Genomic DNA, 12821 nt, shown 5'->3' on the forward strand with positions numbered 1-12821 from the left:
TCGTTTGGCAATGCGTCGACTGCTTCCAATCGCTGGATGAGTCTTGCCAAAATTTAGGGAGTGAAGTGACTCTACAATACCTTATCGAATACAGTGCGCCGGTTAGGTGTTGTCGAATGGGGTATCGGTACATTAAGGCGCTTGCGTTTTTTATTTGTGTAGATCATATGAGTTGCTTTAACATGCTCGGCTTACTTTGCTTTATTTTGATGAAATGGAAAGGATAAAATAATGAGAAAATTGTTGATCGTCTTTGGCTTCTTCTCTTTGCTTTTTTGGGGACAAGCATTTGCCGCTGATAGCCCTGAGCTAACCAAGACTAAATTGGCTAAGTTTTTAGACGAGTGGCACGATGATGCTGCTCATTCGCGTTTGGCTTATTTTGACAAGATCGCGCCAGATGGTGTGTATATCGGTACTGATAAAACCGAGCGGTGGGTGCGCGATGATTTTAAAGTATGGGCGCAGCCCTATTTTAAACGCCCAGTTGCCTGGGCTTTCACTGCCTTTAATCGGCATATTGCAATGACCCCTGATCAATCTATTATTTGGTTTGATGAGCAGTTGAATACGCAAATGGGGATTTGCCAAGCATCAGGGGTGGTGCGAAAAACTGAAACAGGCTTTGAAATTGTGCATTATCAATTGTCGATTGCCGTTCCCAATGATGCGACAGATACAGTGGTAGCGGTCGTAAAAAAAGTAGAGCAGCGCGCCCGTCAACGCACTAGGAAGTGATCAAGCGGATTGCGAATGCATCTAGTCTAGAAAATGCAAGGCACGATGTGACGATACAAGCTATCGTGCCTTGTTTGTATTACGCCGCCAGCGTCAGTTGTACTTCGATGTTTCCGCGCGTCGCGTTAGAGTAGGGGCAAACTTCGTGGGCTTTCGCGATGATGCCTTCTGCGATAGTGCGCTCTAGGCCTGGTAATGCAATAGTTAAATGCACTTTCAAACCAAAACCACCGTTCCCATTTGGGCCTATGCCCACTTCTCCTGTCACGGAAGTCTCGGAAGGTAGAGCTTGTTTCGCTGCGCCAGCGACAAATTTCATTGCACCGATAAAGCAAGCAGAATAGCCTGCTGCAAACAGTTGCTCAGGATTGGTGCCTTCGCCTCCAGCGCCTCCGAGTTCTTTTGGTGTGCTTAGACTGACATTTAATTTTTGGTCATCGCTGTGCGCGCGTCCATCGCGACCGCCAGTTGCGGTGGCGTGGGCTGTGTAAAGTACTTGCATGGTGAACTCCTTAATGGCTAATTATTCAGATCAGGTTTGTCTTGTTGAGCCTTTTACTGTCAGGGATTGATGCAGCAGTGCAGGCTTGAACATCATAATAGTGCACAATTAAATTGTGCGCAATTTAATTGTGATGAAGTAGCGATAAATTTTTCTATTGAATCGATAGCGATTTTTTATTGAACCACGTGCTGGAAAAGTGCGACATGAGCCCACGTTTCATGTCGAGCAGATGCGTAAAGCGCAATTTTTGGTAGACAAATCGAGATAAGAGACTAGTGAGGGAAGTAGTCGCTAGTGATTCACTTGCTTGCGTCTATTTCGTCCACGACTACCACTCTGGCGCGGCATTAATCTGCTTGCGCATCCTGCAATGCCGAACGGAGCTGCTGTAATTGCGTACGAAGCTTGGCTAACTGGCTTGCATCCTGACCACTCGCACAAAGAATTTCGAGCGGAATTTTCGCAGCCAGCCGCCTTAATCTACGTCCTGTTTCCGTAAGCCGAATCCGTACTTGACGTTCATCACTGGCATCGCGTTGTCGCGAAATGATTTCGACCGCTTCTAAGCGTTTTAGGAGCGGAGTTAAGGTTCCAGAATCTAAATAAAGCGCCTCGCCGATCTCTTTCACCAAAATATCATCCTGCTTCCAAAGTACCAACATCACCAGATACTGTGGATAAGTCAAACCTAATTCATCTAATAGGGGTTTATAGGTCTTGGTCATCGCCAATGACGCCGAATACAAAGCGAAACAGAATTGATTATCAAGTGCTAAGTAATCTTGTTGAGAAGCAGGTAGTGTTTTCATGATCGAATCGGCTTGTTGATAGCCACATTATGGTCATTTGCCGTCACTTAATCAATCTCGTAAACAAGGCACCTATTTCGAGGGGGGCGCAAAGCCAACGGCTTGCTATCGTTTCGAGGTTCGTTTGGAGTTAGCGTGAAAACCTTCGATGCAGGCTTGTGACATTTCACAATTTGCGAAGTCCCTGTCATTAAACTCCTTATATAACGGATGCCCGCCTAAGAAACTGTCTGATCCGTACAAGAAGTTTGCCTATTTTTACAAAGCATATTGTTAAAAAAGCTAAATGTTGAAATAATCTCGCCGACGATTTTTAATAATCGGCAAGATGTTGACCCAAACTGTTTTGACCCTATTAAGAAATGAGGTATGCATGCGTTTGTTAATGATGATGTTGGCAATGTGCAGCTTAAGTGCTTGCCAATCCTTTGTTGTAAAAGATCTTGATTTGATTCGTCCTGATAATCTGACCGGATACAAAACAAAAGCCGTATTTGATCAGGAAAAATTGCAAACCATTGTGCCCAAAGCACAGCTCAAAGAAGAGCAAATAGGGGTGGTGCAAGATGGTAGCGATACGGTCACGATAAGAGGCGTTCGCGTCACGGTACCTGAGGGTAAAACGACTGTACTCTACTTCGGCGGTAATCTCACACATGTCGATGAAAATGCACCTTTGCTGGCGAAATTAGCTGGGACATGCCCGGCACATTTTGCGACTTTTGACTATCGTGGGTATGGCCGCACAAATGGTCAACCGGATGCGCTCCTCCTCAAAGCCGATGCATTGCGTGTCTATGATTACGTCCGCGCGCAAACTCCAGGCAAATTACTGGTGTATGGATATTCTTTAGGTGGGTTTATGGCGGGGCATATAGCAGCGAATCGCCCAATTGATGGTTTGGTTTTGGAGGGGAGTGGAACGACCCCAGCTGACGTGGTCGATGCGCAAATTCCTTGGTATTTTAAACCTTTTGTCGACGTCACCATTTCGGAGAATCTGAAGACAATTGATAATCTTTCTGCCACCCGTGATTATCCGGGAAAGGTCTTGGTCATTACGGGCGGAAAAGACACCACGATGCCCGCGCACCTTGGCAAAAAATTGTACGAAAATTTGCGTAGCCAAGAAAAATCCTACGTATTTGTGGAAAATGGATCGCATAGCAATTTAACCAACGATGCAAAAGTAAAGAGCGAGTATTGCGCCTTACTCAATCGGCTAAACTAAAAAGTCATCGTATGGAGTAAACATCGGACGCGATTGCTATGAAAATCTCGTCCGATCTTTTCGATTTCGTCTTGATCTGACACCAAATTTTGTGTCATATCCACTGTCACTGGCCAATGCTAGTTGATCATTTCCCCAGAGGGTTCAAGTAAAACCTTAGGTCGCTTCTTGATGCGATTTGACTTCCGTGAAAGTCGATCCCGTCAGCTGATTGATATGATTTTTGATTCGAGCGCGCTGGTCGTTGTTGGTGTAGACCGCGCGAGCTAGTGCAATAAAATGTGCGTCAAATTCTTGCTGGCGTTCACATACGCGGATCGCATCTTCCACCAACCAGATTGCTTCATTGACCTTGTCGAGCTGGTCAAGCAGCTCTTGCAGGCTGACTTGAATGTTTGGAAAATTAGGCATGATGGCAAGCAGAGAATTGAGTTCCAATTCGACTTGCTGACGTTTATCCGCTTCGTGAATCATGCGCTGTTTTAGCTGCAGAATACTCAGCTTGTCATAAAATTCGCCCATAGAAACCGGCACCTTCAGTTGCGCTGGTAAAGTCGTGTGGATCGTTGGCATAGAATCGCTCGTCAAATTGGTTGGGGGCTCGTCATTCGAGCGACATGTTGATGCAAAGCGACGAGCACGCGATCAAATACGCTATGCCAATCAGTTGTTTCATTTTGTCGGAACAAGCGCGTGTTGGGATACCATGGGGTATCATCTCGCATCGTCATCCAACGCCAATCCGCGACAAAAGGAAGTAGTAACCAGACAGGGCAACCAAGCGCACCGGCTAAATGCCCAACCGAGGTGTCACAACAGATCACTAGATCGAGCTGTGTCAGCAGAGCCGCAGTTTCCATAAAGGGTGGGGTGCTTTGATCGATCTCATGCCCAAGATCGACCGCGAGAGGCGCAAATTCTTCTAAAAATTGTTCGCGTTCACCACGTTGCAAACTGAACAGGTGAACCGGTCTCGGCAAATTGACTGCCTCCAGCAAACGCCGGAACGCAGCAATACCAATGCTACGCTCATTGTCATGCCGGTAGGCGGGAGAACCCGACCAGCATAGCCCTATTTTGATGCCTGGGAGTGCGGATAATCGCGTTTTGATTTGTTCACTGAGATGAGTGTCCGCTGCAAGGTAGGATGCTCTCGCAGGAATACTTGTCAATGTCGTGTTACATAGATAGGGCAAACTCATCATCCGCGTCCAGTAGTCGTGCTGTGGGATGGCTTCCGAGCGTGCTAGAAATTGAACCTGCCGACTAGCCAGACTGGCAAAAAGTGCGCTGGTTTGAGAAAAATCGTAGACCGTGATCTGCTGTACACCTTGATCGCATAATGCGTGTAAGTAACGTACAAATTGAATTTGATCTCCTATGCCTTGCTCGGGCACGATGACCAAGTGCTTATTTTGTAGGTCTTCGCCGCGCCAAGGTGGTGTCGTTAGTTTGGCTGTATTGACCCGCTGCGGATTGCGTTCGTGGTAACGCGACTCATGCAAAGCCCAACCCTCTTCATATTGGCCTGTCGCCAACAATAAGTAAGCCAGATTTGTCTTGGCATCTTCCCTATTCGGCGCAAAGTCGAGCAATTTTCGCAAACAGCGAATCGCTTCAATTAAGCGATTTTGCCCACGTAGACTAAGTGAATAATTGTTGAGCGTACCGTGGTGATCGGGTTGCAATTGTAGCGCGCGCAAACAAAGCTGTTCGGCCTCTTCGTAACGCCCAATTCCTGTATATAGCAAGCTTAAATTACTCATTGCATCAACCGAATCAGGCATGAACCTCAACGCTGTTTGATAGGCTGTCTCTGCTGCTGCGGTTTGTTTGAGTGCTGCGAGGGCATTCCCCGAGTTGGTCCAAAGTTGTGCTGAATCAGGAAAATCTGGTAGCAGATCGAGGATCGTATTTTGTGCGGCTTGAAATTGACCTAAGTGATACAAACAAATTGCAGTATTGTTTTGTAATTCAAAACGATTCTGCGGTGTCGCAGTCAACATGTTCAGATACTTATGGGCTTGGGCAAAGTGCTGATGAGATAAGTAGAGGTCGGCCAAATTGGCAATCGCGTCTGGATAATCTGGGCGTAACTTGAGTGCTGTTTGAAAATGTGACTCCGCTTCGGCAAGTCTTTGCTGTAATTGCATTGCAGCCCCAAGATTATTATAGATCTCAGGATCTTTTGGACTGAGTTGCTGTGCGGATTGCATAGCCGCTATGGCTTGATCGCGTAGTCCGAGTTCCAATAATGCGGCGCCACGCACTTTCCAAACAAAAGCCTCCAGCGGCAATCTATGTAAAAGTTGCTCAGTCAGATCGACGAGATCAATGTATTTTGATTCTCCAAAAAGGCGCGCGATATCGCGACGCCCCTCCATCGAGAGCGAAGTTCGGTTGGCATCGATCCATGCTGAGAGATCCGACTCCAAATAATCCGGTTTGCGCCAAATGATCAAACTGATCAATTCGACCGATGCCAATAGTTGCGGGTTAAATTGTGAGAGCTGACAATATTCCGTTGCTTCGATCTGCGTGGGATGGTTTGGGGAAGCGTGGACAGAGAGTCGTAGTTCTCTTCCTAAAATCACAGGTGTGTGCAACACCCGCGCCCATTGCAGAGGCTTGCCCCATAGTCGACCTGCGCTGTTGGATAAATTCTTACTGACTTGATTGGCAGAGGCTATCTGAAGAACCCCATTGCAATTGGAGGCATTAAATTGCAAGCCGATGATTTGACCTCCATGTAAGGAAGGATCGACGTCAAGGTGCATGACGTTTTCCGTCAAATTAATCGTCGGTGTATCCACCAGACCAGTTTGAATATGGCCTTGAGTCCGATTGCTCTGTTGTAGGAAATAATCGGCATCGAGAATGTGGAAGACGTCGCGTATTTGACGTGCTGTTTCTTGTTTGAGTGGTGGCTTGGACGAAGCAGATATCTGGCTCCGCAGATTGTTCGCGATCGCTTCGCCAAATTGAAAAGCTATTGGACGATGTAAATGATGCGTGTCAGCATAAGCGTTCTGCCGCAAAGCATTTGTACCTTCAGAATTTGCCAAAAATTCTTGTGCGACATACACCTCATAGCCGCGCTTTCTTAAGAAATCGCGGTAGCTCGCGTAAAAATGTTGTTCAGTTTGATTCGCATCGAGAGCTTGAAACTGCACGAAACTGACTGGCATCGCGTGAGATGCAAGATAGTCGAGCAATGTGCTTAGCAGGGAAAGATAGTCATTCAAACGAGTTTGAAAAAAACTCGCGTCTTGGATGCATGAATCAATCAGAACGTGCTGAAAAGGTGTGAATTGATCGTCTAGCTGAACCAGCTGCGCAATCACGTTGAAGATGCCACTTGAACCTATACTACGGTTATCGATTGTCGTCTTCTCTCCACTCTGAGCCAAGAGACCCGCCACCCAGCCGTCGTGATAGACAGAGTTACTTTCACCCAGAATTAAAATAGAAGAAGGCATACTTGTGTTTGGATTCATACCTAGACTTTCGATACGCAGACGAAATGGAGAGGGTGCCAACGTATGCGGTCATGATCATACAGGACTGCTGGTCAGATTTCGTTTGAATGCGATGAAAATACAAAAACGGCTGAATACACCGATTCAGCCGCTTCTTTTTTTTTTGGCATTCTGGGCTAGAAAAAATGCCTCGAATGCGCCTGTTTCACTGAGAGTTACCGATACCTCAAAATCCTTAGAGATAGTTAAAGCCGGTATCGGGAATGCCAATCAAACTGACAGCGGAGTGCGTGTCGGTATTCGTGATTAAGGCCAGTGCATCCATGGTCTTTTTAATCCCTAATTCTGAGGATAAATAACCTATCCCCATATCAACCGCCAACACCTTCGCAACGGCATAGCGGTTATCTAGTAGATCGGCAACCGCGCCGTATTGTGCGTTGCCTTTAAATGTGTGCGCTGAGTTGAGAATGGATAAAGCAAGCCCACCCCGTGTGTTGTGTCCGGTTTGTAATTCGTTGTTCCAATAACTTAAGCCTTCCGAATCCGCGCCATCTTTACGTCCCAGTACATTGCGATAGATCGTATTGATGAAATCGGTATTACTCATGCTCGCGGAATAGCCAGTTAGGGCAGAATAATTCACCCCAGCCTCGTAGAATGCATTTCCGACTTGTTCCAATGTCTTGCCGTTTTTGACTTCGCTTAACCAATAGGCTAAACCGTCTGCGTCGGGAATACGTTGGAAGAAAGCAATATACAGTTCAATGATTGACTTTGCTTTCTCTTCCGGAATCGAGGCAAATTGTGCACGTAATTGCGTGTTCACTGTTAAATCACTGAATTCAAATTTCTCAACACCAAGGAAGTTGTCGTTGCCATCAGTCGTGCGTTTATCACTGATTGTTCCCGCGCTGAAATTGAATAAATAGTCTGCTAATTTGCCACTGAAAATCGCGGTATCAATCCCGTCGCCACCATTCAAAATATCGTTGCCGACACCGCCATTGAGGATATCGTTGCCGAGACCACCTGATAAGACGTCCGCACCCGCGTTGCCAGTTAGACTGTCATTCCCGTCTAAACCGGACATAACATCGTCGAGGAAAGAGCCAACATAGCGGTCATTGCCTGCAGTGCCGTTATATACACCTTTGACGACCACCGTTGAAGCACTGGTCACTTTTTCGGCTTTACCTAGGCCATCGAGATAGCTTGCTGTGACACTCAATGTCTTGCCGACCATACTGTCCGTGATGATGAGTTTCGCATCGGTCGCGCCATTGATTGCCGTGCCATCAGCATTCCATTGGTAGCTGACTTTACCCATACCGTCGATGTCCGCCAATTTATTGTTGACTTCGATTGTATTGTTTAAAAGTACTTCGCCTTGAATCGTTAATGTGCCTGTCGGGCTGCTGTTTTTCGGCGGTTCAGGATCATCGTTTAAAATAATGCCGACTGCCGTACTTTGTGCCAGTTTGATGCCGACTGCGCCAGACAATTTGACGGAGAATTCTTCATCTGCTTCGAATACGGTGTCACCCAATACCTTGATCTCAATCTTCTTACTTGCCTCGCCTGAAGCAAAATTGATGTCGCCTTGCGTATTTTCCAAGGCATTCAACAGGTCTGTGCTTAGTGACGCGGCGGAATCACCTTTTCCACTCACTTCCCAGTGTACAGACGCGATTTTTTTTAGATCGCCAGTGCGAGTGACGGTATATTCAAAAACCGTGTAGCCATCGTTGCCTTCTTTTTGCGATAGTGTGATCGGTGAGATCGAGACATTCGCGAAAGCATCGTCATCCATGATCGTTGTGGTGGCGCTAGCAGTGCCTATCGTTGTTCCGAAAGCATTCGTTAGCGTGATCTTTAGAGCTTCATTTTTTTCAATGCCCGTATCGCCAGCAACCCCAACTGAGACGATAGCTTTTGTTTGACCAGGTACAAAAGTGACGCTGCCTGTTGTTCCGCTGGTAAAGAGTGTTAAGTCGGAGGTATTGATGATGCTGGAATCAAGATCAAAACTGGTTGTCACGCCCCAAACCACCGTCGCTGTCTCGCTGATATCACCGCTGCGTGTTAGTTCAAAAGTGACGGGAGTCGTGCCATTATCGCCCTCGTAGACCGAGTCATTGGTATTGGAAATCGATACTACAGGCAGGTCGCGTTCTTTGTCGTCATTGTGAATGATTCCGTAGGCAACCCCATTTCGAATCACGCCCGAAGTTGGATTGGAAAGTTCAACGCTGAATTGTTCATCAAACTCGGAGGCGGTATCACCATTGATTTGGATCTTGATGGTTTTGCTGAGTTCGCCAATCGCAAATGAGACCGTGCCAAATGCATTGCTTTCTGGAATATCGGTTCCGAGGTTGGCTGGAAATGCGCCCGATCCCTTAACCGTCCACATGACTGAGGATGCTTTGCTGGATAAAGCAGAATCCCGTTTGATCGTGAATTCGTAGAAGCGGCTGCCAGAATTCCCCTCGTCGATCGAAACGGTTTCTGTGCTAATGTCGTAACCGTAATCGTCATTTCGAATCACACCGATGGCATCGGCAGTTTTGATCGTTGCACCTATTGCATTCGCAAGATGCACTGTGAACTGTTCATCGTCTTCGCTAACCCCATCACCAAATACTTTGACCGTAATGGTTTTTTTGGTCTCTCCCGCTGCAAATGTGACAGTGCCAGATTGTGCGTTAGTGTAGAAATCCATCTCGCTGGCTTTACCAGCTTCCACTGGTGTGTCTGGCAGATCGATTTGATTCGGCACACTCCAAAAAACCGACGAGACGCCATCCGTCGGACCTTCACGTGTAATCTCAAAGGTGAAGGAAGTCGGTGCGCTCATGCCACCATTTCCCTCGGCTTTGTTGGCACTTAAAGGCGCAATGGACAGACTGGTTGGGACGGGCGCTGGCTCATCGTTTTTGATGACCCCAATTGCGGTTGATCGATCAATTAGTGTTCCAACGGGTTCCGATAAAATCACACTAAATTGTTCATCGGCTTCAAATACAGTATCTCCCATCATGTAAACGGTAATCGTTTTACTTGATTCGCCTGTTGCGAAGTTCACGATACCCGTTGCCGCATTCGATACATTGTAAATATCTGTTCCAATGTTAGCGGGATTGGCACCGGAACCGACGACCGTCCATTTAGCCGAAGAGGTAGCACTTAAATCGCCAGTCCGTTTGACGGTGAACGTGTAAGGTGTGGTGGCGGTATTGCCTTCATTTTTGAAATCGTAATCGGCTGTAATGGAAAGTCTAGGCATAGGATGAGCGGTGTGATTGCTGGAAGCGTTAGAGGAAATGTGTAGCAAGAAAAACTTGTTAAAATAAAAAAAATTTGCTGGATTATCAATGATCAGAATGACAAAAGCAATAACAAACTGAAATGCTTATTCTGAATGATAGCGATTTGAACGGAGCGGCTTCAAATGTCGTCCGCTTAGAGAATTGGATAGTGGAAGCAGCCAGCTTGACTCTAGCAAAAGTGGTATCTCTTGGCGCCAGATTGTCGCAATAAAACGTAGCTTGCCATTCGCCTAAGAAATGGTGAGAAGTCGTATCGAAAGCGCGCGCAAGCCTGCAATAAAGCAGTGTGTCGTGGTCAAATGTACGATGAACTTGGTGAATTAAGGTTTAAACCAATACTGACTTTGCTGAAGTGGTAGTGAGCCTTCTTTTATGAGTGGATTTTTGAGTTCAAAGATGATGCGATTCTTAATATTTGCGTCTCGAATAAATTGCGCAAAATAGCGGTTAAATACTTTTTCAAAGCTACCATCGTCGACGGCACGCTTTAATCCGCGAGTCAGATCCTCAGCCAGTTGGGTTTTCTCAGGCGCGACGAAAAAATAGAAGGCGGTCGGATAGTGAAGAATCACATTCGTATCGATGGCGAGTTGGCGATAGTCAGCGTTCTTTTTTTCATTCCAGATCGCAATGACAGGTCTAGGGAAATAATCAAAACGCTTTGCCCGTAACATATTGCCTAGAGACTCGTCGGAACCGGTAATGACAGGCAATCCATTGCTTCGGAGAATATCGGTATCCGGCCATAGATTGCCTTGACCCGCGCGAAATTTGGCTAAGTCTTCTTTTGTTCGAACTTTCTCAAGGAGGTTGGGATTGTCTTGATGGACAAAAGGTATGCGCCAACCAAAAAAACCTTTGTCGATCGGGACTTTAATAGCGCGTATTTGTTGCTCCCTCTCGTCACTGGTCATGGTCCAGATAACATCTAGCTTACCTTGATTGAGGGACATTTCGTAAATTTGACGGGCCTGAGGGATCGGCGATTCCTTGGATTTCACAACAAGGTAAGGTCGTCCGCTTTTCTTGATCGCGAGGTTTAAGATCTCAACAATATAACTGGCAATAGGATCGTTTGTTTTTTCCAAATCTTGGATGCGTAGGGGAATAGGCGAAGGGCCATTCTGTGCATGAATGCTTGAACTAAGGATCACCATCACGATACCGAGCAAACAAAACAGGGCCGACATGCCGTGTGCAAATTGCTTGCTGCGATTGCAAGTCAGTGATTTGCTTGTAGGGCAGAGATCGTCAAAATTCTGCATAAAGGTCTTTTTCGCCTAAAGAGTAAAAGCGGTGCTGCTCGGTTTGTCTGATCTTATTTTAATTCTACCTATCGACACTAGATTAAACGTAATAGGTGTCTGCTGGCAATCGACATTTAATTGAATTGGACGAAATCAGCAATAAGAGCGCGCATTTTCTTTTCTAGAGAGGTTGAGTTGGTTGAGCCCGGCTTGTGTTGCGAAAGATCAAATGACGTATAGACATTGTCGCTCGCCGAGCTTTGCAACGCTGATCGCTATTGTCCGATTTTTCGGTAATGTGCGAGTTCGAACACCGCGTTGATAAACAACAAATCGATTGTCTTAGCGATATAGGCTCGTTACTATCAATTCCGATTTGTGGCGATGCTGAAGTCAGCGCGGACAATTTAATACAGAGAGGAAACGAGAATGGATGAAGTGATGACAAAGGGTATCGATGAAAAATTTTGTAGTGAATGCGGATCGGTTATTAAGGTCAAAGCGGAAATTTGTCCTAAATGTGGCGTTCGTCAATTGCCTGTCCCTAATTCAATTAATCTTGGAACATTAGCCCCGAATGGCAAGAGCAAAATTGCGGCGGCTTTGTTTGCTTTCTTTTTGGGCTGGCTGGGTGGGCATAAATTTTATTTAGGTCAAATTGGTTTAGGAATACTCTATTTATTGTTTTTCTGGACAGGTATTCCAGCGATTGTCGGGTTTATCGAAGCCATCCTGTTTTTGGTAATGCAAGATGAGGAATTTAATCGAAAGTATGGGCAGTGATAGCGGAGGAAATTCACCTTGAAAAAACGGCTCGCTACATCGAGCCGTTTTTTTGTTTTTGGGATAATGGCATGAATCGACGCGGATATGTTGAGAGGTCAACCAACCACGGCGCCCCCGCGTTCTATGCATTTGCACGACGTGTCGGATCGAGCATGGCCGCATAAGAGCATGGAATAGGGATGAGAGGAGAGAGGCGATGAGAGCGAGATTGTTATTAATTGGTTGTGGCTTTTTCTCGGTGATGATGGCATACGCGACAGACTCATATGCATTGGCCTTTCGCTGTAATAACTATGTCGTTGATGTTGGGATGCACAAGGTCGAGGTGATGCAAAAGTGTGGTGTGCCTGCCGCACGAGAACAGCGCACAGAACGCCGTCGAATAGGGCTACGTCAGGCTAGTCCTACGCTTCCTTACTCCGTCAATCAGTATTCCGGTGATACACGAACTGGTCTCGAATTTGAGCGGGAAATCGACATTCAATTGGAAGAATGGGTATACAATTTTGGCCCGCAACGCTTCATGCAGTTATTGACTTTTGAAGACGGTCGTTTGAAAAAAATTCAAGAATTGAGCTACGGGCAATAAGCCTAAGTCTTGTACAAATCCCCGGTTTTTGGCCTAGTACGGGAATGCAAGCTTCCCGCGAGACTTGTCCACCCTATGAGGGCGAACAAGTCGGTTGACAAGCGT

The 12821-nt window shown here is 46.3% G+C and carries 10 protein-coding genes; 4 read left to right on the forward strand and 6 right to left on the reverse strand.

Annotation, left to right across the window (positions count from 1 at the left end):
• The first annotated feature begins 231 nt into the window (after positions 1 to 231).
• On the forward strand, positions 232 to 738 hold the full coding sequence (locus KDM90_RS16100) for a nuclear transport factor 2 family protein (RefSeq protein WP_212676658.1): 507 nt from the start codon (positions 232 to 234) through the stop codon (positions 736 to 738).
• A gap of 79 nt (positions 739 to 817) precedes the next feature.
• On the opposite strand, the gene KDM90_RS16105 is transcribed toward KDM90_RS16100, so the two are convergent.
• Complete coding sequence (locus KDM90_RS16105; protein ID WP_212676659.1) at positions 818 to 1240, reverse strand: organic hydroperoxide resistance protein; 423 nt, start codon at positions 1238 to 1240, stop codon at positions 818 to 820.
• 350 nt (positions 1241 to 1590) lie between these two features.
• Entirely contained in the window at positions 1591 to 2052 is a 462-nt protein-coding gene (locus KDM90_RS16110; protein WP_212676660.1) for a MarR family winged helix-turn-helix transcriptional regulator, read from the reverse strand.
• A 373-nt stretch (positions 2053 to 2425) separates the two neighbouring features.
• On the opposite strand from KDM90_RS16110, the gene KDM90_RS16115 reads away from it, so the two are divergent.
• Complete coding sequence (locus tag KDM90_RS16115; protein ID WP_212676661.1) at positions 2426 to 3283, forward strand: alpha/beta hydrolase; 858 nt, start codon at positions 2426 to 2428, stop codon at positions 3281 to 3283.
• 156 nt (positions 3284 to 3439) lie between these two features.
• Here KDM90_RS16115 and KDM90_RS16120 read toward each other — a convergent pair whose 3' ends face one another.
• From KDM90_RS16120 to KDM90_RS16135, 4 genes are all read right to left on the reverse strand, one after another.
• The gene (locus KDM90_RS16120) at positions 3440 to 3856 is read right to left on the reverse strand and encodes a DUF6165 family protein (protein ID WP_212676662.1); all 417 of its coding nucleotides are present in this window, start codon (positions 3854 to 3856) and stop codon (positions 3440 to 3442) included.
• 11 nt (positions 3857 to 3867) lie between these two features.
• A complete protein-coding gene (locus KDM90_RS16125) occupies positions 3868 to 6780 on the reverse strand; it encodes a tetratricopeptide repeat protein (protein WP_212676663.1) in 2913 nt (970 codons plus the stop codon).
• A gap of 217 nt (positions 6781 to 6997) precedes the next feature.
• A complete protein-coding gene (locus KDM90_RS18375; RefSeq protein ID WP_212676664.1) occupies positions 6998 to 10051 on the reverse strand; it encodes a Calx-beta domain-containing protein in 3054 nt (1017 codons plus the stop codon).
• A 363-nt stretch (positions 10052 to 10414) separates the two neighbouring features.
• The gene (locus KDM90_RS16135; protein ID WP_212676665.1) at positions 10415 to 11359 is read right to left on the reverse strand and encodes a type 2 periplasmic-binding domain-containing protein; all 945 of its coding nucleotides are present in this window, start codon (positions 11357 to 11359) and stop codon (positions 10415 to 10417) included.
• Between the two features lie 411 nt (positions 11360 to 11770).
• Here KDM90_RS16135 and KDM90_RS16140 point away from each other — a divergent pair, with 411 nt between their 5' ends.
• On the forward strand, positions 11771 to 12124 hold the full coding sequence (locus tag KDM90_RS16140; protein ID WP_212676666.1) for a TM2 domain-containing protein: 354 nt from the start codon (positions 11771 to 11773) through the stop codon (positions 12122 to 12124).
• 199 nt (positions 12125 to 12323) lie between these two features.
• A complete protein-coding gene (locus KDM90_RS16145; RefSeq protein WP_212676667.1) occupies positions 12324 to 12716 on the forward strand; it encodes a DUF2845 domain-containing protein in 393 nt (130 codons plus the stop codon).
• Positions 12717 to 12821 lie beyond the last annotated feature (105 nt).

The sequence above is a fragment of the Affinundibacterium fentianense genome, from assembly GCF_018139545.1.
GTDB lineage: Bacteria > Pseudomonadota > Gammaproteobacteria > Burkholderiales > Burkholderiaceae_D > Undibacterium > Undibacterium fentianense.